The organism is Ruegeria sp. YTSC002 (genome assembly GCF_059609845.1).
Map to the genome: position 1 here is coordinate 249344 of NZ_JBXWML010000005.1, position 20282 is coordinate 269625.

At 57.7% G+C, this 20282-nt stretch carries 20 protein-coding genes; 10 read left to right on the top strand and 10 right to left on the bottom strand.

What is annotated here, in order from left to right; genetic code table 11:
* The first annotated feature begins 135 nt into the window (after positions 1-135).
* Positions 136-465 (top strand): Hpt domain-containing protein, encoded by a 330-nt coding sequence (locus AC2FFD_RS12505; protein ID WP_170345824.1) that lies wholly within the window; start codon positions 136-138, stop codon positions 463-465.
* On the opposite strand, the gene ilvA is transcribed toward AC2FFD_RS12505, so the two are convergent.
* Both ilvA and AC2FFD_RS12515 read right to left on the bottom strand, forming a co-directional pair.
* Positions 462-1688 (bottom strand): threonine ammonia-lyase IlvA, encoded by a 1227-nt coding sequence (gene ilvA, locus AC2FFD_RS12510; RefSeq protein ID WP_496873205.1) that lies wholly within the window; start codon positions 1686-1688, stop codon positions 462-464. The genes AC2FFD_RS12505 and ilvA overlap by 4 nt on opposite strands.
* A gap of 58 nt (positions 1689-1746) precedes the next feature.
* Entirely contained in the window at positions 1747-2478 is a 732-nt protein-coding gene (locus AC2FFD_RS12515; protein ID WP_480685545.1) for a hypothetical protein, read from the bottom strand.
* 177 nt (positions 2479-2655) lie between these two features.
* Between AC2FFD_RS12515 and AC2FFD_RS12520 the strand changes: the two genes are divergently transcribed.
* The 4 genes from AC2FFD_RS12520 (at position 2656) to msrA (ending at position 5542) form a co-directional block, all read left to right on the top strand.
* The gene (locus AC2FFD_RS12520; RefSeq protein WP_496873206.1) at positions 2656-3882 is read left to right on the top strand and encodes an argininosuccinate synthase; all 1227 of its coding nucleotides are present in this window, start codon (positions 2656-2658) and stop codon (positions 3880-3882) included.
* Between the two features lie 32 nt (positions 3883-3914).
* The gene (locus AC2FFD_RS12525; RefSeq protein ID WP_496873245.1) at positions 3915-4319 is read left to right on the top strand and encodes a DUF1810 domain-containing protein; all 405 of its coding nucleotides are present in this window, start codon (positions 3915-3917) and stop codon (positions 4317-4319) included.
* Between the two features lie 79 nt (positions 4320-4398).
* Positions 4399-4680, top strand: a complete 282-nt coding sequence (locus AC2FFD_RS12530; RefSeq protein ID WP_496873207.1) for an SCP2 sterol-binding domain-containing protein — start codon at positions 4399-4401, stop codon at positions 4678-4680.
* A gap of 190 nt (positions 4681-4870) precedes the next feature.
* Positions 4871-5542 carry a peptide-methionine (S)-S-oxide reductase MsrA gene (gene msrA, locus AC2FFD_RS12535; RefSeq protein WP_170345831.1) on the top strand — a complete coding sequence of 224 codons (672 nt, stop codon included), beginning with the start codon at positions 4871-4873 and terminating at the stop codon, positions 5540-5542.
* On the opposite strand, the gene AC2FFD_RS12540 is transcribed toward msrA, so the two are convergent.
* Together AC2FFD_RS12540 and AC2FFD_RS12545 are read right to left on the bottom strand one after the other, a co-directional pair.
* The gene (locus AC2FFD_RS12540) at positions 5539-6411 is read right to left on the bottom strand and encodes a ribokinase (protein WP_496873208.1); all 873 of its coding nucleotides are present in this window, start codon (positions 6409-6411) and stop codon (positions 5539-5541) included. The genes msrA and AC2FFD_RS12540 overlap by 4 nt on opposite strands.
* Before the next feature lie 3 nt (positions 6412-6414).
* The gene (locus tag AC2FFD_RS12545; RefSeq protein ID WP_171206495.1) at positions 6415-8670 is read right to left on the bottom strand and encodes an NADP-dependent malic enzyme; all 2256 of its coding nucleotides are present in this window, start codon (positions 8668-8670) and stop codon (positions 6415-6417) included.
* 161 nt (positions 8671-8831) lie between these two features.
* Between AC2FFD_RS12545 and mutS the strand changes: the two genes are divergently transcribed.
* Positions 8832-11447, top strand: coding sequence for a DNA mismatch repair protein MutS (gene mutS / locus AC2FFD_RS12550; protein WP_496873246.1), 2616 nt, complete (start codon positions 8832-8834; stop codon positions 11445-11447).
* 59 nt (positions 11448-11506) lie between these two features.
* On the opposite strand, the gene AC2FFD_RS12555 is transcribed toward mutS, so the two are convergent.
* Both AC2FFD_RS12555 and hrcA read right to left on the bottom strand, forming a co-directional pair.
* The gene (locus tag AC2FFD_RS12555) at positions 11507-12070 is read right to left on the bottom strand and encodes a nucleotide exchange factor GrpE (protein WP_170345834.1); all 564 of its coding nucleotides are present in this window, start codon (positions 12068-12070) and stop codon (positions 11507-11509) included.
* Positions 12071-12080: 10 nt separating this feature from the next.
* Positions 12081-13145, bottom strand: a complete 1065-nt coding sequence (hrcA, locus tag AC2FFD_RS12560) for a heat-inducible transcriptional repressor HrcA (RefSeq protein WP_152459604.1) — start codon at positions 13143-13145, stop codon at positions 12081-12083.
* 112 nt (positions 13146-13257) lie between these two features.
* Between hrcA and rph the strand changes: the two genes are divergently transcribed.
* The 4 genes from rph to AC2FFD_RS12580 are packed head-to-tail and all read left to right on the top strand — an operon-like array spanning position 13258 to position 16082.
* Positions 13258-13971 (top strand): ribonuclease PH, encoded by a 714-nt coding sequence (gene rph, locus AC2FFD_RS12565; protein ID WP_496873209.1) that lies wholly within the window; start codon positions 13258-13260, stop codon positions 13969-13971.
* Entirely contained in the window at positions 13968-14582 is a 615-nt protein-coding gene (gene rdgB / locus AC2FFD_RS12570; RefSeq protein ID WP_496873210.1) for an RdgB/HAM1 family non-canonical purine NTP pyrophosphatase, read from the top strand. The genes rph and rdgB overlap by 4 nt, the downstream gene beginning before the upstream one ends.
* Complete coding sequence (gene hemW, locus AC2FFD_RS12575) at positions 14572-15726, top strand: radical SAM family heme chaperone HemW (protein ID WP_496873211.1); 1155 nt, start codon at positions 14572-14574, stop codon at positions 15724-15726. The genes rdgB and hemW overlap by 11 nt, the downstream gene beginning before the upstream one ends.
* Positions 15727-15728: 2 nt before the next feature.
* Positions 15729-16082, top strand: a complete 354-nt coding sequence (locus AC2FFD_RS12580; RefSeq protein ID WP_170345838.1) for a YbaN family protein — start codon at positions 15729-15731, stop codon at positions 16080-16082.
* On the opposite strand, the gene AC2FFD_RS12585 is transcribed toward AC2FFD_RS12580, so the two are convergent.
* Genes AC2FFD_RS12585 through mnmG form a run of 4 tightly spaced genes read right to left on the bottom strand, consistent with a single transcriptional unit; the run spans position 16072 to position 20270 of the window.
* Positions 16072-16968 (bottom strand): ParB/RepB/Spo0J family partition protein, encoded by an 897-nt coding sequence (locus tag AC2FFD_RS12585; RefSeq protein WP_496873212.1) that lies wholly within the window; start codon positions 16966-16968, stop codon positions 16072-16074. The two genes, AC2FFD_RS12580 and AC2FFD_RS12585, sit on opposite strands and share 11 nt — an antisense overlap.
* A 20-nt stretch (positions 16969-16988) precedes the next feature.
* Positions 16989-17792, bottom strand: a complete 804-nt coding sequence (locus tag AC2FFD_RS12590) for a ParA family protein (RefSeq protein ID WP_306977794.1) — start codon at positions 17790-17792, stop codon at positions 16989-16991.
* Positions 17785-18402, bottom strand: a complete 618-nt coding sequence (gene rsmG, locus AC2FFD_RS12595) for a 16S rRNA (guanine(527)-N(7))-methyltransferase RsmG (protein ID WP_257600886.1) — start codon at positions 18400-18402, stop codon at positions 17785-17787. Before rsmG ends, AC2FFD_RS12590 begins: the two co-directional genes overlap by 8 nt.
* Positions 18402-20270, bottom strand: a complete 1869-nt coding sequence (gene mnmG / locus AC2FFD_RS12600) for a tRNA uridine-5-carboxymethylaminomethyl(34) synthesis enzyme MnmG (RefSeq protein WP_496873213.1) — start codon at positions 20268-20270, stop codon at positions 18402-18404. The genes rsmG and mnmG overlap by 1 nt, the downstream gene beginning before the upstream one ends.
* Between the last annotated feature and the right edge of the window lie 12 nt (positions 20271-20282).

The window sequence follows — 20282 nt, forward strand, 5'->3', positions numbered from 1 at the left end:
CACAGGGCGATCCTAGTAGCGACGGTTTTAACATCCGGTGAAGACCGAAGGCCGCAATCCCGCTGGGCTGTTAACCCGGTTTTTACTGGTGTTGCCTATTCCTGAAAACGCATGTTCAACGGCAGGTGACGCAGTATGATCCACTGGGGCAGAGTCCGACAATTGCGGGACGAGGTTGGCCCGGATGAGTTTGATGAGGTGGTCGACATCTTTCTGGAAGAAGTGCAGGAGGTCATCGCCCGCTTGCATCAGGATACAAGCCGGTCCGAACTGGAACAGAATCTGCATTTCCTGAAGGGCAGCGCGCTCAGTCTTGGATTCGACCAGTTTTCGAAACTCTGTCAGGACGGCGAACGGCAGGCGGCCGCGGGTCAGGGCGAGGATGTCGATCTGCCCGCTATTCTGGCCGTATTTGACAGTTCGAAACAGAAGTTCGAGGCTGAGCTGCGCCAGAATCTGGATTAAATCACGAACTGCGCCAGCGTTTCGTCTTCGGTTATATCGGTGTAGGTGAACCCTGCCTCATCCAGATGCGCAAACAGACGCATGAAGTTCTCAGGCTTGCGGGTTTCAATCCCGATCAGGACCGAACCGAAATTGCGGGCCGATTTTTTCATGTATTCAAAGCGGGCGATATCGTCCTCGGGGCCGAGAATACCCAGAAACTCTTTCAACGCGCCGGGGCGCTGCGGCAGGCGCAGGATGAAATACTTCTTCACTCCGGAATAGCGTTGGGCGCGTTCTTTGACCTCGGGCAGGCGCTCGAAATCGAAATTGCCGCCCGACGTTACACAGACCACGGTTTTGCCCCGTACAAAACTTTGGATATCACCCACCGCTTCGATCGCCAGCGCGCCAGCGGGCTCAAGAACAATGCCTTCGACATTCAGCATCTCGATCATGGTGGTGCAGATTCGGTCCTCGGACAGAACCAGTACGTCCGACAGATGGCGAGATTTCAGCAGTTCGAACGGTTTCTCGCCGATACGGCCGACCGCAGCGCCATCGACGAAGGTATCCACATGATCCAGCGAAACAGGGTGCCCCGCGGCCAGCGCAGCGCGCAAACAGGCACCTCCGGCCGGTTCGACAAACAGACAATGGCTGCGATCCCCGAACCACGTGGCCACGCCCGAGGACATGCCCCCACCACCAACCGGCAGAACGACGTGATCCGGCACACCGCCCATTTGCTCTTCGATCTCGACCGCCAATGATGCCTGGCCTTCAATGACATCCACGTCGTCAAACGGAGACAGAAAATACCCGCCCTGCTGTGTGCACCACGCCTGGGCAGCAGCCAGCGTGTCATCGAAATAGTCGCCGGTGAGGTGAATCTCGATATTGTCGCCGCCGAAGATGCGGGTCTTTTGAATTTTTTGCTGCGGCGTCGTCACCGGCATGAAGATCACGCCGCGCACGTCCAGATGCTTGCACATGAACGCCACGCCCTGCGCGTGGTTGCCAGCACTGGCACAGACGAACAGGTCCTGCCCCTGCTGCTTGCGCATGGCATTGAACGCACCACGGATCTTGTAGGACCGCACTGGGCTGAGGTCTTCGCGCTTGAGCCAGATATCGGCCCCATAACGGTCAGACAAATGGGCATTCCGTTGCAACGGTGTTGCCGGAAACACGGTGCGCATCGCCTGTTCGGCAGCGCGGGCGCAGGTCAAGAAATCAGTCATGTCGATTTCCCTGCCCCATCATCGCGATAAGGGCAAGGAATACATATGTGTACGCCGCTCAGGACAGTTCGCGTTTTTCGATGAAGATTCCGTACATCGTGGTCAGGATACTGACATTGATCATCGGCAGAATGAGCGTGCCAAAGAACACGGTCAGCAATACGCCCAGCACAGGTATTATTGCCAGAAGGGCGAAAGCCAGCTGCACCAGAATCTGGAAAAGGAGGGCGACGAGTAGCAGCAACAAGATTGCACCGCTGACCCCGGATGTGTTGTTCCATGCCTCACCGATCGATATGGGATTTCCTATCGCCGCCGCGGGCAGAATAATTGACAGGCGATAGAAGCACACGACCAGAAAAACGGTGTAAACAATCATCAGAATGAACCAAAGCCCCGCAAGACCTTCGCCTTGTGCAGCAGCGACCAGACCCATGGGGATATAAGCGATCACCATCAAAATCCCCAACATCAGAAAGCGACCGAAATAGGCAAGAATCCTGTCGAAGCGGAATGTCGGGAGTATTCCCGTGGGATACTCCTCCAACAGGATGAAGCGGTGCCATGACACCGCAATCCAGAACATCGTGACGGACATTACCGCCAGCAAAACGACCACAAAAACAAATACTGAACCTGCGGTTGCACCTGACGGCAACGCGCCTGCGTTGTCTTCAAGTGCCTCAAGCGGAATACCAAGCGCCAAGAACACGCCCACGATGATGATCGTCGCAATCAGGGCAGGGCCAACCGCAATCTGTAGCACCTGCTTGATGTTTCCAAATACCATCCGCACAGAATGCAAGAAAATCTGCCATCCCAACATTTGAAACCGCCCCTTCAACCAATGCTTGTTATTCTCTGCACCCGTTTCACCCCAATTCAGGTACTGCGTCAATCCTCACAACTTGCCCCCGCGCGCAAAACCCGCTAGGGGCCAATCGTTCTACGCATAAAGGGAAGTCAGATGTCCGCGCCCAAGAAAGTTGTTCTGGCCTATTCCGGTGGCCTTGATACCTCGATCATTCTGAAATGGCTGCAGACCGAGTATGGTTGTGAGGTCGTTACCTTCACCGCCGATCTGGGTCAGGGTGAGGAACTGGAGCCTGCTCGCAAAAAGGCCGAGCTGCTGGGGATCAAGCCCGAGAACATCTATATCGAGGACATCCGCGAAGAATTCGTGCGCGATTTCGTCTTCCCGATGTTCCGCGCCAATGCGCAGTACGAGGGTCTGTACCTTCTGGGCACGTCCATTGCGCGCCCCCTGATTTCGAAACGTCTGGTCGAAATCGCCGAAGCCACCGGTGCTGACGCCGTGGCACATGGTGCGACCGGCAAGGGCAACGATCAGGTGCGGTTCGAATTGGCGGCCTATGCGCTGAACCCCGATATCAAAGTGATCGCACCCTGGCGCGAGTGGGACCTGACCAGCCGCACCAAGTTGCTGGAATTTGCGGAACAGAACCAGATCCCGATCGCCAAGGACAAGCGCGGCGAGGCGCCCTTCTCGGTCGATGCCAACCTGCTGCACACCTCGTCCGAAGGAAAGGTTCTGGAAGATCCTGCGGATATGGCGCCCGACTATGTCTATCAGCGCACCGTCCACCCCGAGGACGCCCCGAACGAGCCGGAGTTCATCGAGATCGGCTTTGAAAAAGGCGACGCGGTCAGCATCAATGGCGAGGCGATGAGCCCGGCCACCATCCTGACCAAGCTGAACGAATATGGCGGCAAGCACGGCATTGGCCGTCTGGACCTTGTGGAAGGCCGTTTCGTGGGCATGAAATCGCGCGGTATCTATGAGACGCCCGGCGGCACCATCCTGCTTGAGGCGCATCGCGGCATCGAATCCATCACCATGGACCGCGGCGCGATGCACCTGAAGGACCAGTTGATGCCGCAATATGCGGAACTGATCTACAACGGCTTCTGGTACTCACCTGAACGTGAGATGCTGCAAGCCGCCATCGACAAGAGCCAGGAACATGTCACCGGCACCGTACGGGTGAAGCTGTACAAGGGTCTGGCCTCGACCGTGGGCCGCTGGTCAGATCACTCGCTGTATTCCGAGGCGCATGTCACTTTTGAAGAAGATGCAGGTGCTTATGATCAGACCGACGCGGCAGGCTTCATCCAGCTGAACGCGCTGCGTCTGAAACTGCTGGCCGCACGCGACAAGCGTTTGTCCAAGTGATCGACGAAGACGATAACGACGACGAACTCGATATGTTCATCGAGGCGCAGGACACGGTTTGGGCCGATGTCCTGCGCGAACTGGAACAGGGGCAGAAAACCAGCCACTGGGTGTGGTTCGTGTTTCCGCAACTGGCCGAGCTGGGCCAGTCCCATATGGCGCAGCTTTACGGTATCGAAGATCTGGACGAAGCCACGCGCTATCTGAACCACCCCGTACTGCGCCGCCGTCTGACACAAGCGGCCTCGTTGATGTTGCTGCATCAGGGGCGCGACGCCAGCGACATTCTGGGCGGGATTGACGCAAAAAAGCTTCGCTCTTCGATGACATTGTTTTCCTCGGTGGCAGATGCTCCGGCAGAGTTTCAGGCCGTTCTTGATGCTTTCTACGACGGCGAGCCTTGCGCACGAACCGTTCAGAGCCTTGGCGCATCGTGATCGGAAGTTCCAGTTGGGTCAGCCTTGCCTGTTCGATACCTGACGCTTTACGCATTCGGAAACTGCGAAAGGAACCCGGATGCTTCAGCATATCGCCGACGAAATTCAAAAAGGCCTGAACGGCAAAACCTTTGACGGCTCATTGAAATTCGATTGTGGCGAGGACGGCGTGATTGTTCTGGCCGACAGTCAGGCATCGACACAGGATCAGGAAACGGATTGCACGATCCGCATCTCGCAGGACAACCTGACCAAGCTTTTGACCGGAAAACTGAACCCGATAACAGGTGTCGCTTTGGGCAAGCTCAAAATCTCGGGCAATATGGGCGTTGCGATGAAACTGGGGCAGTTCCTGGGTTAAGCCGAAAGCAGGTTCATCGCGGACTGCCCCCCGCCGGGGCACCCTGTCCCACCGCCAAGACGGCTCGGCGCAAGGTGTTCCACCGACATCCGGCGCCGATAAACTTGCCTCACCAGCCCGTGACATCAGATGTCAGGCAATTGAATGTCATCCGGGTTCGGGTCACCTTGGTGCCGAAAGGAGACCCGACATGTCACGGACTGCTTATCTGGACGCCTTCAAACCGGCCATTTTGTTTGCCCTGATCACACTTGCGATGATGTTGCGCGCCCTGCCTGCCCCCGCGGCAGAGGCCGAAACGCTGACAGTTGCAGGAGGCTGTTTCTGGTGTGTCGAGTCCGATTTTGAATCTGTACCGGGCGTTGTCGGGGCCGTGTCGGGCTATACCGGCGGCAAATCGGCCAACCCCACCTATGATCAGGTCTCCAAAGGTGGCACCGGCCATTATGAAGCAGTTCAGATCACTTTTGACCCGGCCCGCGTCTCACGTGAAACGCTTCTGAACATGTTCTTCCGCTCGGTTGATCCGACGGACGCCGGCGGCCAGTTCTGCGATCGGGGCGACAGCTATCGAACCGCAATTTTCGTCTCTAACACAGGCGAAAAAGCGTTGGCTGAACAGGCGAAGAAAGAAGCACAACGAGCCCTGGGTCAAAATGTTGTCACCCCGATCCTGAAGGCGGGCACGTTTTACCCTGCCGAGGCCTATCATCAGGATTACTACAAAGGGAACAAGCTGATCCTTACCCGCTTTGGACCCAAACGTCAGCACAACGCCTATAAAGCATATCGCAAAGCCTGTGGCCGTGACGCGCGTGTCAAACAGCTTTGGGGTTCAGATGCGCCTTTCGCCGGGTCTTAATCGAAGGTCGCGTCGCGCACTTCTCTCAGATCGGGAATGACATCCGCGGTTCCGTGCCGCGTGACCATCAGGGCAGCGGCGCGGTTCGCTTGCAGAATGGCCTGTTCCATCGGCATTCCGCGATCCATTCCAGCCAGCACGTAGCCGGTAAATGTATCACCTGCCCCGGTGGTATCCACGGCCTGAACCTTGTGTGCTGAAAATTCCACCGGGTCATTGCCCTGCTGCAAATACCGGGCACCTTTTGAACCCAGCGTGACAATGACATGTCGCACGGGCAGGTCAGCCGCACCCATCCCGGTTTCCTGCCGCAATTGTTCGGCCTCGATCTCGTTCAGGATCAGGAAATCCAGATAGGGCAGAACCGCCTGAACCGCCTGTGCCTGAAACGGTGCGGCGGCGTAACACACGGTCAGTCCAAGTTTGCGCCCCAACTGCGCGGCTTCGACCTGTGCGTTGGTTTCATTCTGCAAGATCAGCAGATCACCGGTGCTTGCTGATGACAGGGCCTGCCCAAGATGGCTGATATCCAAGGCATGGTTGGCCCCCGGATAGAGGATGATCAGATTCTCGCCCTCGGCGTCCACCGCAATAATCGCGTGCCCCGTCGGCAGATCCGCCTCCGAGATATAGCGTGTGTCCACGCCATATTCCGTCAGTCGGTCCTTCGCCCAGCGGCCATCATGCCCGACGGCACCGATATGGCTGACGCGCGATCCGGCCCGCGCAGCCGCCACTGACATATTGGCACCTTTTCCACCAAGGAACCGATCCAGCCCGTGGGCGGCCAGAGTTTCCCCCGGCGCAGGCAGATGCGGCAGGTCATAGACCATATCCGCGTTGATCGAGCCGAGGTTCCAGATCGTCATGGTTTATCCGATGTCGCACGAGGCCAGAATGGCCATGTTCAGAATATCGTTCGCTGTCGAGACGGTCGAGCAAATCTGAATCGGCTTGTCGACACCCGACAGGATCGGCCCGATCACGGTGGCACCGCCCATTTCCTGCATCAGCTTGGTCGAGATGCTGGCCGAATGCCGCGCGGGAACGATCAGAATGTTCGCAGGACCGGTCAGGCGCGAGAATGGATAAGCTTCCTGCTGATCCATGTTCAGGGCAACATCGACGGTCATCTCGCCTTCGTATTCGAAATCCACACCACGTCCGTCCAGAACTTCCGGGGCGACATGCATTTTTTCCGCACGTTCCGACACCGGATAGCCAAAGGTCGAGAAGCTGACGAAAGCAACGCGCGGCTCCAGACCCATATGGCGGGCAACGGCGGCTGCGCGCTCGGCGATATTGGCCAGATCATTCTCATCCGGCCATTCGTGAACCAGCGTATCACCTATCAGGACGATCCGGCCCTTGTGCAGCAATGCCGTGACTCCAGCAGCGCCATGGGCCGCATCCGCGTCAAAGACGTGATTGATCCGATCCAACACATGCGCTGATTTCCGGGTTGCGCCCGTAACCAGACCATCGCCATGCCCATGTGCCAGCATCAGAGACGAAAACACATGTCGGTCGCGCGCGGCCAGACGGTGGATATCCTTGCGGTCAAACCCCTTACGTTGCAGGCGTTTATAGAGGAATTCCTTATAGGTATCGAGGTGAGTGGTGTTGGCGGCGTTCACCACCTCCAGCTCACGCACAGCATCTCCGAGCCCGGCAGCCTCAAGTTTGATTTTGACGTCATCGGCGCGACCAACGACCAGCGCCTTTCCGAAGCCCGAGCGCTGATACATGACCGCCGCACGCAGCACGCGGGGGTCATCGCCCTCGGCAAAAATCATGCGGCCTTGCGCCTGTCGCGCCCGGGCGTTCAGCCCGCGCAGAATGCTTGCGGTCGGGTCCATCCTGGACTTCAGGCTCAGCTCATACGCATCCATGTCGATGATCGGACGGCGGGCCGCGCCGGTATTCATCCCCGCCTTGGCAACAGCGGGCGGAATACGGTGGATCAGGCGCGGATCAAACGGCGTGGGAATGATGTAGTCGCGCCCGAAGGTCAGCGATTTGCCATAAGCCATCGCGACCTCATCCGGTACGTCTTCGCGCGCCAGATTGGCCAGTGCATGGGCACAGGCGATCTTCATCTCGTCATTGATGGCACGCGCGTGAATGTCCAGCGCGCCGCGGAACAAATAGGGAAAGCCCAGAACGTTGTTGACCTGGTTGGGATAGTCGCTGCGCCCGGTCGCCACGATGGCGTCCACGCGGACCTCGTGCGCCTCTTCCGGGGTGATTTCCGGATCGGGGTTGGCCATGGCAAAGATCACCGGATTGTCGGCCATGCTTGCGACCATCTCCTGCGTGACCGCGCCCTTGACCGAAACACCAAGAAAGACGTCCGCGCCCTTCATGGCCTCTTCCAGAGTACGCAGATCCGTGGTGATCGCATGGGCCGACTTCCACTGGTTCATGCCCTCGGTCCGGCCCTGGTAGATCACGCCCTTGGTGTCACAGACGATACAGTTCTCGTGCCGCGCGCCCATGGATTTGAGCAGTTCAATACAGGCGATCCCTGCCGCACCGGCCCCGTTCAGAACGATCTTCACATCCTCGATCTTCTTGCCCGAAATATGCAGCGCGTTGATCAGCCCCGCCGCACAGATCACCGCCGTGCCGTGCTGGTCGTCGTGAAAGACGGGGATGTCCATCTCTTCCTTAAGGCGCTGTTCTATGATGAAACACTCGGGCGCCTTGATGTCTTCCAGGTTGATCCCGCCGAAGGTCGGCCCCATCAGTCGAACCGCGCGGCAGAACTCATCCGGGTCTTCTGTATCCAGCTCGATATCGATCGAGTTCACGTCGGCGAACCGTTTGAACAGAACGGATTTCCCCTCCATCACCGGTTTCGAGCCCAGCGCGCCAAGGTTGCCAAGCCCCAGCACCGCCGTCCCGTTCGAGATAACGGCCACCAGGTTGCCCTTGTTGGTATAGTCATAGGCGGTTTCTGGGTTCTCGGCGATTGCTTCACATGGAACGGCCACACCCGGGCTGTAGGCAAGCGAAAGATCCCGCTGCGTGGTCATCGGGACGGTTGCCTGCACCTCCCACTTGCCGGGGGTCGGGTCGAGGTGAAAGGCCAGCGCCTCTTCTTTGGTGATCTTCGCTTTGGGCATCGGATATGTCGTTTCTTTACATCTGTTGGGCTTTTGCCTCATAGCGCAGGCAAAGGCGCGTCTCAACGACAATACGTTTTCACCTTTCGTCGCAGGGGCCGGGTTTGTAAGGTCGCGCCGGAATACGCCAGAGGGGAGCAGCCTTGTCCAATGTCACGCCGATGATGGCGCAATACCTGGAAATCAAAGAGGCCCACGCGGATGCCCTGCTGTTTTACCGCATGGGCGATTTCTATGAGATGTTTTTTGAAGACGCCGTCAACGCCGCCGAGGCGCTGGACATCGCCCTGACAAAACGTGGCAAGCACAATGGCGAAGACATTCCGATGTGCGGAGTGCCGGTGCATTCCGCCGAGGGCTACCTGCTGACGCTGATCCGCAAGGGCTTTCGCGTGGCTGTCTGCGAGCAGATGGAAAGCCCGGCCGAGGCCAAGAAAAGAGGCTCTAAATCAGTCGTAAAGCGTGATGTCGTGCGCCTTGTCACCCCCGGCACCCTGACCGAAGACGCGCTGTTGGAAGCCCGCCGCCACAACTTTCTGGCCGCCTATGCCGAAGTCCGGGATGAGGCCGCGCTGGCCTGGGCCGACATTTCGACCGGGGCGTTCCACGTGATGCCGCTGACCTCGGTCCGGCTGAGCCCCGAGCTGGCCCGACTGGCGCCGTCGGAACTGATCGTGGCTGATGGCATGCAAGACAAACTGAACGAGCCGGTCCGTGACTTGGGTATTTCCATCACCCCTGTCGGGCGGGCCAGTTTTGACAGCACGGCGGCTGAAAAACGCATCTGCGGGTTGTTTCACGTGGGTGCGCTGGATGCTTTCGGAAGCTTTGGACGCGCCGAAGTGTCCGCGATGGGCGCGCTGATCGACTATCTGGAGATCACACAGAAGGGTAAACTGCCCCTGTTGCAAACGCCACTGAAGGAATCCGAAGACCGCGTTGTACAGATCGACGCTGCAACGCGCCGCAATCTGGAGCTGACCCGGTCCCTGGCTGGCGGGCGTGCCGGTTCATTGCTTTCGGTAGTCGATCGAACCGTGACCCCGGGCGGTGCGCGTTTGCTTGAGCAACGCCTGTCCAGCCCCTCACGCAATCTGGATGTCATTCACGCCCGACTGGACGCAGTGAGCTTTGCGGCCGAATACAGTCTTGTCGCGTCAGACCTGCGTGAAGCATTGCGGAAAACGCCGGATCTGGACCGCGCCCTGTCTCGCCTGTCGCTGGACCGAGGCGGCCCGCGCGATCTGGCCGCCATCCGCAACGGTCTGGCGCAGGCGCAGGCAATTGCCGAGATCTGCGAAGGTCAGGACCTGCCCGTGCTGCTGGCGACTGCGGTGCAGAATCTCGTGGGCTTTGACGATCTGCTCGACCTGCTGGATCAGGCGCTGGTCGCCGACCCGCCGCTGCTGGCGCGCGATGGCGGCTTCATCGCGCCGGGTTTCGACGCCGAACTGGACGAGGCCCGCACCCTGCGCGACGAAGGCCGCTCGGTCATTGCCGGGTTTCAGCAGAAATATGCGGAACATACCGGCATCGCTTCGTTGAAGATCAAGCACAACAACGTTTTGGGCTATTTCATCGAAACCACGGCCACCCACGCCGAGAAGATGCTGAACCCGCCCTTTTCCGAGACCTATATCCACCGTCAGACCACCGCCAACCAGGTGCGCTTCACCACGGTTGAACTCAGCGAGATCGAAACCCGCATCCTGAATGCCGGCAACCTGGCATTGGAGATCGAAAAGCGGCTCTATCAAAGGCTTTCTGATGAGATTTTGAGCCTCGCTGCGCGACTTAATCAAGCCGCCCGAGGGTTGGCCGAACTGGATATGACCACCGCGCTGGCAGATCTGGCCCGCAGTGAAAACTGGTGCAGACCACAGGTAGACGCGTCCCGGGCGTTCAGCGTTCAGGGCGGTCGGCATCCGGTGGTAGAGCACGCGCTGCGCCAGCAAAGCGGCGATGCCTTCATCGCCAATGACTGCGACCTCGGCGCCGAGGACGGCGCCGCCATCTGGCTGCTGACCGGCCCGAACATGGCGGGTAAATCAACCTTCCTTCGCCAGAATGCGTTGATCGCCCTGTTGGCCCAGATGGGCAGCTACGTCCCGGCCGAGCAGGCTCATATCGGCGTGGTCAGCCAGCTGTTCAGCCGCGTGGGCGCCTCTGACGACCTTGCGCGCGGCCGATCGACCTTCATGGTCGAGATGGTGGAAACCGCGGCCATCCTAAACCAGGCCGATGACCGGGCGCTGGTGATCCTCGATGAGATCGGTCGTGGCACCGCCACCTATGACGGGTTGTCCATCGCCTGGGCCACGCTGGAGCATCTTCACGCCGCCAACCGCTGCCGCGCCCTGTTCGCCACCCATTACCACGAGCTGACCGCGCTGGCCGGCAAGCTGGAGGGCGTCGAAAACGCCACCGTCGCGGTCAAGGAATGGGACGGCGAGGTGATCTTCCTGCACGAGGTCCACAAGGGCGCCGCCGACCGCTCCTATGGCGTGCAGGTCGCGCAATTGGCCGGGCTGCCCGCATCCGTGGTCGAGCGCGCGCGTGTGGTACTGAACCAGCTGGAGAAGACCGAGCGCGAGGGCGGCAAACAAAAGGCGTTGATCGATGATCTGCCGCTGTTTTCCGCCGCACCACCCCCGCCGCCGCCGGTCCCGAAAGCATCGCCCGTCACCGATATGCTGGACCAGATCCTACCGGACGAGCTGACCCCGCGCGAAGCCTTGGATCTGATCTACAAACTGAAAGAGGCGGCCAGATCCTGACCGCCCCTTCATCTTTTCCCAAATACTCTCGCCGAAGGCACGCGCCCAAGGGGCGCGTATCAGCTTGCCGGGGTTGACGACACGCCCACCTGTGCCGGACGCAGCAGGCGATCGTGCAACATAAAACCTTCGGCGGACACCTGAATGATGTCTCCTGCCTTGGTTCCGGGAACAGGCGCCTCGAACATGGCCTCGTGCACGTTCGGATCAAACCGGTCGCCCACTTCGGGCGTGATCACTTCGATACCATGCTTGTGGAACACGTCCTTCAATGCACGCATGGTCAGTTCGACGCCTTCCAGCAGACCAGCAGCCACTTCTTTCTGCTCATCAGTCGCAGCATCAAGGGCCCGTTTCATGTTGTCATAGACGGGCAGCATATCGCGGGCCAGCTTGGACCCGCCATACTGTTCCGCATCGCGACGCGCCTTGTCGCTGCGCTTGCGCATGTTTTCAGCATCCGCCAGCGCGCGCATGAACTTGTCTTTATAGTCATCCCGTTCGGCCCGCAGCGCGTCCAGTTCCAGTTCTTCTTCGCTGATATCCATCAGCTCGTCGGCCAGTTCCTCGGCCTCGGCGGTTGCGATATCGTCCAGAAAATCTTCGTTCTTCGGCTCTGCCATCTTTTACCCTCTAGCTCCGGTCGGATATCAGCTTGCCGACCAGTTGCGCCGTATAGTCCACGATCGGTACGATCCGCCCATAATTCAGACGGGTGGGTCCGATAACCCCAACCGCACCGATTATCTTTCGATCAGCGTTCATATAAGGAGACACCACCAAAGAGGAACCCGAAAGTGAGAAAAGTTTGTTCTCAGAGCCGATAAAAATGCGCACACCCTCGCCTTCTTCGGTCAATTCAAGGAATTCGGCGATGTCTCGCTTGCGTTCAAGGTCATCGAACAGGGTGCGGATGCGGTCAAGTTCCTCGGCCTGACCGGGTTCGTTCAAAAGATTCGCGCGCCCGCGCACGATCAAACGGGCCGAGTCGCTTCCATCTCCGTCCCAAACGGCCATTCCGCTTTCGACCATCTCACGCGCCAGAGTGTCGATTTCCTGCTTACGCGCATCGATCTGAGTCTGCATCTGCCGCCGCACTTCGCTGAGTGTCCGCCCCTCGATAAGTGCGTTCAGGAAATTCGCGGCCTCGCGCATTGAACTGGGAGTTTGCCCGGGCGGCGGCGTGAACAGCCGGTTTTCCACATGTCCGTCCGAGAAAACCAAAACCACCAAAGCCCGGTCATGGCCCAGAGAAACAAATTCGATATGTTTGATTTCCGATTCATGCTTGGGCGTCAAAACCAGCGAGGCCCCTTGTGTCACGTTTGACAAGGCAGACCCGACACGGTCCAGCATTCCACCAACATCACCCGTGTTAGAGCCTAATGTCTGTTCCAGTTTCTGCCGGTCATCTGCACCCAGGTCGCCGACCTCAAGCAATCCGTCCACAAACATTCTCAGACCTTGCTGCGTCGGGATTCGACCGGCGCTGACATGGGGGCTGTCCAGAAGGCCCAGAAACTCCAGATCCTGCATCACATTGCGGACAGTTGCGGCGCTGACTTTTTCGGACAACGTACGTGTCAAAGTACGGCTGCCGACGGGCTCTCCGCTTTCCAGATAGCTCTCGACAATCAGCCGGAACACTTCTCGTGACCGGTCGTTCATCTCGTCCAGTATCTTGCTCGCTTCGCTCATCCGTGTTCCCCTGCTCGCTTGTCATTAAATAGCAGGCAAATGAAAGGTCAATCGGGGTTGCATCGTAACGCTGCGGGGCGTTATCCCCAACCCAGCAAACAAAGGAATTCCGATGCGACCCTCTGGAAGAGATTTAAGTGAAATGCGCGCCGTTTCAATCGAGACGGGAGTCACGAAACATGCCGAAGGTTCCTGCCTGATCAAAATGGGCGACACGCATGTTTTGTGCACCGCCACGATCGACGATCGCGTGCCGCCGTTTATCAAGGGCTCGGGCCTGGGATGGGTCACAGCCGAATACGGCATGTTGCCTCGTGCCACCAATACGCGGATGCGGCGCGAGGCGGCCGCGGGCAAACAGGGGGGTCGTACGGTCGAAATCCAGCGCCTGATCGGCCGCGCCCTGCGCGCCGGCGTTGATCGGGTTGCCCTGGGTGAGCGTCAGATCACCGTGGACTGTGATGTGATCCAGGCCGATGGCGGCACCCGCTGCGCCTCGATCACCGGCGGCTGGGTCGCGCTGCGGCTGGCGGTGAACAAGTTGATGAAGGCCGGCGATGTGATCTCGGACCCGCTGGTTGATCCGGTCGCGGCTGTGTCCTGTGGTATTTATGCAGGTCAGCCGGTGCTGGACCTTGATTACCCCGAAGACAGCGAAGCAGGCGTAGATGGCAACTTCATCATGACCGGATCCGGCAAACTGATCGAAGTACAGATGAGCGCCGAAGGCTCGGTCTTCAGCCGCGCCCAAATGGATCAACTGATGGATCTGGCGGAAAAAGGCGTGTCGGAACTGGCGGCCGCGCAAAAGGCCGCCACCGCATGACCCGCAAGTTCGACGGCGACAGATTGCTGGTCGCCACCCACAACAAAGGCAAGCTCGAGGAGATGGCGCATCTGCTCGAGCCCTTCGGCGTGACAGTCGTCGGTGCCGGCGAACTGAACCTGCCAGAACCCGAAGAGACCGAGGACACCTTTGTCGGCAATGCGCGGATCAAGGCCCATGCGACCGCCAAAGCCACCGGCCTGCCCGCTTTGTCGGACGATTCCGGGATCACGATCGATGCGCTGAACGGCGCACCGGGTGTTTACACCGCCGATTGGGCAGAAACCGGCAACGGGCGCGATTTTCTGATGGCCATGACCCGCGCCCATGATGAGCTCGAAGCAAAAAACGCGCCGCATCCGCGCACGGCCCAATTCCGCTGCACACTGGTTCTGGCCTGGCCCGACGGGCACGACGAAGTGTTCGAAGGCGTCGCGCCCGGTCATCTGGTCTGGCCGATTCGTGGCAAGGACGGGTTCGGCTATGACCCGATGTTTGTCCCCGAAGGATATGACATTACCTTTGCCGAAATGGATCGCTGGGAAAAGAACAAGATCAGCCATCGCGGTCGCGCGGTGGAAATGTTCGTGAAAGGCTGCTTTGGCGGATGATTGGCGCAACGGGGGCTTTGGCCTGTACGTGCATTGGCCCTTTTGCGAGGCCAAGTGCCCCTATTGCGACTTCAACAGCCATGTTTCCAAAAATATTGATCAAAAACAATGGCTTAACTCCTATCTATCCGAGCTTCACCGATCTGCTGCCGAAACGCCCGACCGGGTTCTGAACACGATCTTCTTTGGCGGCGGTACTCCGTCATTGATGGCACCCGAGACCGTGGCTGCCGTGATCGACACCGCCCGCGCCCTGTGGCGGCCCGCCAATGACATGGAAGTCACCCTCGAGGCCAATCCCGGTTCGGTCGAGGCCGGACGGTTCGCCGCCTATCGCGATGCGGGCGTGAACCGGGTTTCGATGGGCATTCAGGCGATGAATGACGAAGATCTCAGGCGACTGGGCCGCATCCACACCGTGGCAGAAGCACGCGCCGCCTTTGACATCGCCCGCACCTGTTTCAACCGGGTCAGCTTTGACCTGATCTATGCGCGCCAACACCAGACGCTGGACGCCTGGCGTACAGAACTGACCGAAGCGCTGTCGATGGCCATAGATCACCTGTCGCTCTATCAATTGACGATCGAAGACGGGACGGCCTTTGGGGATCGGTATGCCCTAGGTAAGTTACGCGGCCTGCCCGAAGATGACAGTGCCGCCGACATGTATCTGGTCACTCAGGAAATATGCGAAGCACATGGCTTGCCGGCCTATGAAGTTTCGAACCATGCACGCCCGGGCGCAGAATCGCAGCACAACCTGATATACTGGCGGTACGGCGATTATGTCGGCATCGGCCCCGGTGCCCATGGGAGGATTACCCTGAATGGTCAGAAATACGCGACCGAAACGCATCTGAACCCCCAGCGTTGGCTTGATGCCGCCAATCAAGGCAATGGTGAAAAGAACCGCAGCGCGTTGCCACTTGAAGATCAGGCAAATGAATACCTTATGATGGGTATGAGAATTGCTGAGGGGCTAGATATAGATAGGTGGCAAGCCCTCTCTGGCCGCCCTCTTCCCTCTGAGGCCATAGATCACCTGACCGACATCAACATGGTTCGGCGTTGCAACGGGCGTCTCATCGCCACATCAGACGGGCGCGCCGTATTGAACGCAGTCATCCGGGAGCTGTTGGACTGAGCATGCAGTATCTTTGGGCCGGACTGGGATTGCTTTGTGTTGCCATGGCGGCTGTTGGGGTTGTCCTGCCCCTTCTTCCAACTGTGCCTTTTCTTCTGCTTGCCGCGTTTTTCTTCGCCCGCTCATCCTCGCGGCTGCACAATTGGCTTGTGACCCATAACCTTTTTGGGCCATTGATTCTTGATTGGCAAAGCTCCGGTGCCATTCGACCGGTCGCAAAAAGGGCGGCAACCGTCTCGATCGCCGCCGTTTTCGGACTCTCTGTTTTGCTGTCAGCACCGCCTTTTGTATTGATCATTCAGGCGGTTGTGCTGGGCGGCGTCATGATCTTTATCTGGTCACGGCCTAACGGCTGAGCTTGGCGCACAAGTCGTCCAACTGATCCAGGTTTTCGTAGGTCAGAACAACTTGCCCTGTTTCCGTTCCGGCCTTGTGATTGATCGACACTTTCATCGCCAGGATCGCGGACAGGTCTTTTTCCAACGCACGTGTGTCTGCATCCTTTCCAGCATCCAGATTTCTGGCGCGAGGTGCGGAACGCTCAGCGCCGCCTTGTTGCTGTTTTTTGACCAAAGCCTCGGTCGCGCGCACCGACAAGCCATCCTTGACGATCTGTTTCGCAAGTTCCGAAGGATTTTCCGCCGTAATCAGTGCCCTTGCGTGGCCTGCGGATAATTTTCCTTCAATAACAAGGGTTTGCACATCCATTGGCAAGGACAGAAGCCGCAAAAGATTTGCGATATGGCTTCGGCTTTTACCCAGGGCCTCGGCGAGCTTTTCCTGTGTGTGACCAAACCGGTCCATCAACTGCTTGTAGCCGGCGGCCTCTTCCACAGCGTTCAGATCCGCGCGTTGGATGTTTTCGATAATCGCAACTTCCAACACTTCAGTATCATCGAAATCACGTACAATCACCGGGATATCATGCAGCTGCGCCATCTGCGCCGCGCGCCAACGGCGTTCCCCCGCGACGATTTCGTATTCGTCGGAACCCGTCGCGCGAACGATCAACGGCTGAATGATGCCTTTTTCCTTAACCGACGCTGCCAGCTCGTCCAACTGCTCGGGCATGAATGTCCGGCGCGGCTGGTTGGGGTTGGCTTTCAGTTTTTCAATCGGGACTTTCAGATCAGGTCTGCGTGCATCCGTTGGAATCCGACCTTCCGATTCAGGATTCACATCCGCCATTAGGGCAGACAGGCCCCGCCCCAAACCTCTGGACTTTGCTTTCTTGGCGCTCATGTCGCCCTCCTCGTTCCCGCTCAGGCAGCGGTCTTATTGTTCTTGTGCATGATCTCGCGAGCAAGATGCCGATAGGCCATGGCCCCAAGCGAGCCCGAGTCATATTGCAAAACAGGCAGCGCATATGACGGCGCTTCGCTGACCCGCACATTTCTGGGTATCTTGGTTTTAAAAACCATCTCACCCAGATTGTCACGCGCGTCCTTTTCAACCTGGCGGGACAAGTTGTTGCGGTTGTCATACATGGTCAACACAACACCTTCGATTCTCAGATCTGGATTCGCCGTTTGACGAACCTCTCGAATCGTCAGCATCAATTGCGACAGGCCTTCAAGGGCAAAGAATTCGCTCTGCAACGGCACAAGCACCGAATGCGAAGCGACCATTGCATTCACGGTCAGCAAATTTAAGGACGGCGGGCAGTCGATAAGCACGAAATCCAGTTCAAACGCGTCTATGGCTGTCTGCCGCAAAGCATCATGCAAAAGATAGCTGCGTTTTTCGTTTGAGATCAGTTCGATATCGGCGGAACTCAGATCAACGGTGGCCGGGACAACGAAAAGACCTTCAATTTCAGTCTCCTGAACAACGGCTTCCAATGGCGCGTCGTCGAGGATCAGATCATAAGTTGTCCAGTCTCGATCTTCGACACCCAAACCGGTTGACGCGTTCCCCTGTGGATCGAGATCAACCACCAGAACTCTGCAACCGGCCTCTGCCAATCCAGCGGCAAGATTGATAGCTGTGGTTGTTTTCCCGACCCCACCCTTCTGATTGGCAACAGCAATTATCCGAGGCCCTGAAGGTCGAGACAAATCAACCACGTGATACTCCATTTATCTTAAGGATAACGGCTTGAGGTTCAGTTAAACTTGTAATCGCCTCAGCCTGGAAATTCCATTCCTCACGTGCGTCTTCCAGCTCTTTTTTCCAATTTGCGCCTTTGGGCAACAACGCTGTCCCGTCGGTGCGTAAATGCCTGTCACAAAAGGACAACAAGGTGCGCAAGTCAGCCAGTGCTCGGGCGGAAACTATGCTAGCAGCCAAAGGATCAACCGATTCAATCCGTTTTGAAGTCACCGCGCATTTTATGCCGCATTCCCGCGCAACGCTGCGTAAGAAAGCCGATTTCCGCTGGTCGCTCTCGATCATATTGAATGCGGCGCCTGGGTTTTCTTCCGCAGCGATGATGGCGCAGACCATACCGGGGAATCCGCCGCCACTTCCCAGGTCCGCCCAGGTGTCAAAACTGTCAGCGCACCGATAGACTTGCACGGAATCCAGAATATGCCGGTCCCAGATATTCTCCAAGCTGTTCCGCGACACAAGGTTGATCTTAGGATTCCAACGTTTCACCAGATCAACATAGGTTACAAGGCGCTCGAATGTTTCACGTGAAACATTCAGGTCCTCAAACTTCGAATAATCAACCATCATGCTTGGCGAGCTCTTTGATCCCGGCGCAGTTTTGCCAGAACAAGCGTCAGCGCTGCGGGCGTGACCCCCTCAACACGGCTTGCCTGAGCGATATTTGCGGGTTTGGCTTGCGACAGTTTCTGTTTCATCTCCGAAGACAGACCGTCCAAAGCAAAATAGTCGAACTCATGGGGGATGACATAGGACTCATCCCGTTTCATTGCTTCGACGTCCCGCTTTTGTCTGGCAATGTAATTGGCATACAAGGCGTCCCGCTCGATCTGGAGGCGGATTTTTGGATCAACGTCTTGTAAATCAGGAACAAGGGGCAACAAATCTTCAAACGAAGTATCGGGGAATGCCAGAATTGCCATCCCATCCCTACGGTTTCCATCCTGATTAACGTTTATACCAGCGGCGAGAACTTCCTTGGGCGTATAAGTCCGTTCCGTCAGCTTTGACTTCACACTCTCAAGTTGGTGCATTTTTTCTTCGAACTGAACTTTACGCTCCTGTCCGACACACCCCAATTCCAAACCAAGCGGTGTCAGCCGTTGGTCGGCATTGTCGGCGCGCAGGGATAGCCGGAATTCCGCGCGTGACGTGAACATGCGGTAAGGTTCGGCAACTCCTCGAGTTGTCAAATCATCGATCATCACGCCAATGTAACTGTCGGATCGCGTAAAATGGATGGGTTCCCGCCCTTGGGTCTCCAACGCCGCATTGAGGCCGGCCACCATGCCCTGAGCCGCGGCTTCCTCATATCCTGTGGTTCCATTTATCTGACCCGCTAGATATAGTCCGGGAATAGCTGGCAAGCACAAAGAAGCGCTCAGGACGCGCGGATCAACATAGTCGTATTCGATCGCATATCCCGGTTGCAGAATCTCTGCATTCTCCAGACCCTTAATCGATCGCACATAGTCAAGCTGAACGTCTTGCGGCAATGACGTCGATATACCGTTCGGATAGATCGTGTGATCGTTGACCCCTTCGGGCTCGAGGAAGATTTGATGCGATTCCTTGTCCGCAAAGCGTACGATCTTGTCTTCGATCGAGGGGCAATAACGCGGGCCTACCCCATCGATGTGACCACCATACATGGCAGATTTCGAAAGATTCGCCGCAATGATCTCATGTGTTCGCGCATTTGTATGCGTAATTCCGCAAGAAATCTGGGGCGCGACAACGGTTTTCGACATGAAAGAAAACAGGGTTGCCTCATCGTCGCCGTCCTGCCTTTCAAGATCGGACCAATCAATGCTTCGTCCATCCAGACGCGGCGGTGTGCCGGTTTTCAATCGCCCCATGGGAAGATCGTATCCATCCAACCGCTCGGCCAGCTTGATGGAAGGCCGATCCCCCATTCTCCCACCTGGGCGAGACACGTCACCGATATGGATGACGCCCCTTAAAAACGTACCGGACGTCAGGATAACGGCGCGCGCTGAAATTTCTGATCCATCGGAAAGAACAACACCTGCAACCTTTTTGCCGTTCATCAGGAAATCGACAACCTCTCCGACAACGACGGACAGGTTATCCTGTTTCTCCGTTACCTGTTGCATGGCATGACGATAAAGGGCGCGATCCGCCTGCGCTCTCGGCCCCTGAACGGCGGGCCCTTTTCGACGGTTCAACAAACGAAACTGAATGCCCGCCTGATCCGCCACGCGCCCCATGACGCCATCCAAAGCGTCAATCTCACGCACAAGATGGCCCTTCCCCAAACCGCCAATCGCCGGATTGCAGGACATGACGCCAATGTCGGTTGCAGACAGCGTTACCAGCGCAGTTGTTGCGCCCATTCTGGCTGATGCATGAGCAGCCTCGGTTCCGGCGTGACCTGCGCCGATGACGATGACATCAAACTTCGAATGTTTCACGTGAAACACTCC

Coding starts and splice junctions, on each gene's coding strand:
- ilvA (WP_496873205.1), bottom strand. CDS start 1,688: ATGACTGATTTCTTGACCTGCGCCCGCGCTGCCGAACAGGCGATGCGC.
- hrcA (WP_152459604.1), bottom strand. CDS start 13,145: ATGAGCGAAGCGAGCAAGATACTGGACGAGATGAACGACCGGTCACGA.
- rsmG (WP_257600886.1), bottom strand. CDS start 18,402: ATGGTTGATTATTCGAAGTTTGAGGACCTGAATGTTTCACGTGAAACA.
- AC2FFD_RS12580 (WP_170345838.1), top strand. CDS start 15,729: ATGCAGTATCTTTGGGCCGGACTGGGATTGCTTTGTGTTGCCATGGCG.
- msrA (WP_170345831.1), top strand. CDS start 4,871: ATGTCACGGACTGCTTATCTGGACGCCTTCAAACCGGCCATTTTGTTT.
- AC2FFD_RS12520 (WP_496873206.1), top strand. CDS start 2,656: ATGTCCGCGCCCAAGAAAGTTGTTCTGGCCTATTCCGGTGGCCTTGAT.
- AC2FFD_RS12515 (WP_480685545.1), bottom strand. CDS start 2,478: ATGGTATTTGGAAACATCAAGCAGGTGCTACAGATTGCGGTTGGCCCT.
- rph (WP_496873209.1), top strand. CDS start 13,258: ATGCGACCCTCTGGAAGAGATTTAAGTGAAATGCGCGCCGTTTCAATC.
- AC2FFD_RS12585 (WP_496873212.1), bottom strand. CDS start 16,968: ATGAGCGCCAAGAAAGCAAAGTCCAGAGGTTTGGGGCGGGGCCTGTCT.
- AC2FFD_RS12505 (WP_170345824.1), top strand. CDS start 136: ATGATCCACTGGGGCAGAGTCCGACAATTGCGGGACGAGGTTGGCCCG.
- AC2FFD_RS12545 (WP_171206495.1), bottom strand. CDS start 8,670: ATGCCCAAAGCGAAGATCACCAAAGAAGAGGCGCTGGCCTTTCACCTC.
- AC2FFD_RS12540 (WP_496873208.1), bottom strand. CDS start 6,411: ATGACGATCTGGAACCTCGGCTCGATCAACGCGGATATGGTCTATGAC.
- AC2FFD_RS12555 (WP_170345834.1), bottom strand. CDS start 12,070: ATGGCAGAGCCGAAGAACGAAGATTTTCTGGACGATATCGCAACCGCC.
- rdgB (WP_496873210.1), top strand. CDS start 13,968: ATGACCCGCAAGTTCGACGGCGACAGATTGCTGGTCGCCACCCACAAC.
- AC2FFD_RS12525 (WP_496873245.1), top strand. CDS start 3,915: ATGTTCATCGAGGCGCAGGACACGGTTTGGGCCGATGTCCTGCGCGAA.
- mutS (WP_496873246.1), top strand. CDS start 8,832: ATGATGGCGCAATACCTGGAAATCAAAGAGGCCCACGCGGATGCCCTG.
- AC2FFD_RS12530 (WP_496873207.1), top strand. CDS start 4,399: ATGCTTCAGCATATCGCCGACGAAATTCAAAAAGGCCTGAACGGCAAA.